This is a genomic window from Frankia sp. CcWB2, from assembly GCF_977927585.1.
The window spans coordinates 1-2,995 of the sequence record NZ_CDWRCM010000308.1; the positions used below are offsets into that span (position 1 = coordinate 1).

General features: G+C 70.1%; 3 protein-coding genes and 1 pseudogene. 2 read left to right on the forward strand and 2 right to left on the reverse strand.

The annotated features are described in order from the left end of the window. Positions 1–552, reverse strand: a 552-nt coding sequence (locus ACY45C_RS20920) for a metallophosphoesterase (protein WP_462189260.1), incomplete at its 3' end; no start/stop codon positions are given. Positions 553–798: 246 nt separating this feature from the next. Here ACY45C_RS20920 and ACY45C_RS20925 point away from each other — a divergent pair. Next, complete coding sequence (locus ACY45C_RS20925) at positions 799–1,350, forward strand: MaoC family dehydratase (protein WP_462189261.1); 552 nt, start codon at positions 799–801, stop codon at positions 1,348–1,350. Then, positions 1,347–2,144: pseudogene (locus ACY45C_RS20930) on the forward strand (HpcH/HpaI aldolase/citrate lyase family protein); the annotation flags it as partial. The gene ACY45C_RS20925 and the pseudogene ACY45C_RS20930, both read left to right, overlap by 4 nt. Positions 2,145–2,342: 198 nt before the next feature. Here the strand turns inward: ACY45C_RS20930 and ACY45C_RS20935 are convergent. Beyond that, positions 2,343–2,995 (reverse strand): ATP-binding protein (locus ACY45C_RS20935; protein ID WP_462189262.1); only part of this gene is annotated, 653 nt, incomplete at its 5' end.

Here is a 2,995-nt window from a genome sequence, read left to right on the forward strand (position 1 = left end):
ATTTCGACTCCTAAGTGTCGAGAAAACCACACCGGACTGGGTCCACATGGCGTTCTCCACGAAGGGCGCGTAGGCCGGGTCCGCGGATTCACTGGTGACCTGCCGGGCGTTCACGCCGAGGGTCCGGCCCGGGACAGGGAAGAACACCTGACGCAGTTTTCCGAGACGTTCGAGAGGATTGTAGCCGCCGTTGTTCGCGCGGTGGCAGTCGGTCCACTCGTTGTCGCCGGGGGTATAGACAAGAGGATCCTGGAACTGGTCGAAATCCGACTTGATGGTGGCGAAGTACGAGTCCGAACAGACGCTGCTGCCATTCTTGATGTCGCCGAGATGCGCGACCAGCGACACGTCAGGATCGGCGTTGATCTTACCGATGTCGGCGGGGAACTCGGCGATCTTGGCGGCGCCGTAGGGGATATCGCCGATCACGGCGATCGTGGACGGAGCGGTCCCGGTGCCGAGCGGGGTGGCCGCGCCCGCCGGGATCGGGATCGACACGGACGCGGTCAGCGTACCAACGGCCAGTGCCAACAAAAGCCTGCGGTGCCGCATTTCCGGACTCCTTCATCACGAGGACCGCACGGTTCTTTTCCGGTCTTTTCCGGGGACGGCGGTTCATCGGGCCGGCCCGCCACCCGCACTCCGGACGCCCGGAAGCTATCGGGTCGACCGGAACGCCCCCGGAAGGGGTGATGAACCTTCACCCACGGCCAGCGCAACGCGGGTTACCCTACCCCTGCCGTCTTCGGCCGCTGAACACCGGCGGCCGGCGACGGGAGTCGATCGAGGGAGGCACCGATGGAGGCAGGGACATCCCCTCCCCCGCAGACCGCGGAGACCGGGCAGACAGGGCAGACAGGGCAGACAGGGCGGGAATGCCGGCGCGTCGAGGAACGGGGGCTGTGGTTCGACGAGCTGGAGACCGACGTCGTCTACGCCCACCGGCCCGGGCGGACCGTGAGCGAAGCCGACAACACCCTGTTCAGCACGTTGACGATGAACACCCAGGCGCTGCACCTCGACGAGGTCTGGAGCACGACCCAGACGTTCGGCACTCGGCTGGTCAACAGCATGTTCACCCTCGCAACGCTGGTCGGCCTGTCGGTGAGCCGGCTGACCCAGGGAACAACCGTGGCCAACCTCGGGTTCACCGAGATCCGCTTCCCCACACCGGTGTTCCCCGGCGACACGCTCTACGCCGAGACCGTGGTGCGCGACAAGCGGCTCTCCCGCAGTCGGCCCGGACAGGGCGTGGTCACCTTCGAGCACACCGCGCGCAACCAGCACGGTGACGTGGTAGCCGTGGCGGTACGGTCCGCGCTGATGCTGCGCCGGGCTGCGGACCGATGATCGGGCAGCTGCCCGGCCCGGCGTTGCTGTTCTGCCCCGCGGACCGGCCCGACCGATTCGCCAAGGCGGCCGCCGCGGCCGACGGGGTCATCCTCGATCTGGAGGACGGCGTGGCGGCGGCGGACCGGCCGCGGGCACGGCGCGCGTTGCGGGAGACCGTCCTCGACCCACTGCGGGCGATCGTCCGGATCAACCCCGCCGGGACCGCCGATCACGACGAGGACCTGCGCGCCCTCGCCGACACGCCCTACACCATCGTCATGCTGGCCAAGACGGAGTCCGCCGAGCAGGTCGCCGCCGTTGCGCCGCGCCGGGTCGTCGCCCTGTGCGAGACACCGCGCGGCGTGCTCGCCGCGGCCGGGATCGCGGCCGTTCCCACCACCATCGGCGTCATGTGGGGGGCGGAGGATCTCGTTGCCGCGCTGGGTGGCCGGTCGAGCCGGGACCAGGCCGGCCGCTACCGGGACGTCGCCCTGCATGCCCGGGCGAGCGTCCTGCTGGCGGCCGGAGCGCACGGGCGGGTTGCCGTCGACTCCGTGTACCTGGACATCGCCGACGTCGACGGCCTCGCGGCCGAGGCTCGTGACGCCGTCGCGAGCGGCTTCGCGGCGAAGGCGTGTATCCACCCGAGGCAGGTCGCGGCCGTGCGGCAGGCATTCGCGCCGTCCGCCGACGAGGTGGCGTGGGCGCGGCGGGTACTCGACGCGGCGGCGCACTCCGCCGGCGTGTTCTCCTTCGAGGGACGAATGGTCGACGCGCCCGTCCTGCGTCATGCCGAACGCACCCTCGCCGCCACCGGGCATGATCCTGCTGTCACCGTCACAGACTCACCCACCGATCAGCGGCGGTGCCAGGGCCTACCGCGATCTGTGGATAACCCAGACCCCAGCCCGGCCTGGCCTGGCCTGGCCGGGGAAATGTGGAGGGTTGAGTACGGTCTGGCGGCGTCAGACCGTACTCAACCCTCCACAACTCTGCGTAGAGAACTCTGGTCAGCCGGTCGAGGTGAGCGCGGCGACGAGGGAGGTGTCGTGAGTCGCGGTCCGGAACCGGGAATCGTCGAGCACCCGCCGGAGGAAGGGCACGGTCGTGGCCACGCCCGGTCCCTCGATGCGCAGCTCTGACAGGGCCGAGCGCATCCGCCGGACCGCGCCGTCGCGATCCGGCGCCCAGGCGACCACCTTCGCCAGCAGGGAGTCGTACCGGGTCGGTATCCGGTAGCCGGGGTGCACGTGGCTGTCCACCCGGACGAAGGGCCCGCCGGGGAAATGGCACTCCGTGAGCGTTCCGGGCGCGGGGGCGAATCCCCGGACCGGGTCCTCGGCGTTGACGCGGCACTCGATCGCGACGCCGCGCGGGACGACCGCGTCCTGGGTGAGGTCGAGTTTCTCCCCCGCGGCGATCCGGAACTGCTCGGCGACGAGGTCGATGCCGGTCACCATCTCCGTCACCGGATGCTCCACCTGTAGCCGGCAGTTGACCTCCATGAAGTAGTACGCACCGGCCGGGTCGACCAGGAACTCGACGGTGCCCGCGCCGACGTAGCCCGCCGTGGAGACCCCGCGCAGCGCGGCCCGCCCCATCTCCTCGATGAGGTTCGCGGGGAGGCCGGGCGCCGGCGTCTCTTCGATGAGTTTCTGGTGGC

Coding starts and splice junctions, on each gene's coding strand:
- ACY45C_RS20925 (WP_462189261.1), top strand. CDS start 799: ATGGAGGCAGGGACATCCCCTCCCCCGCAGACCGCGGAGACCGGGCAG.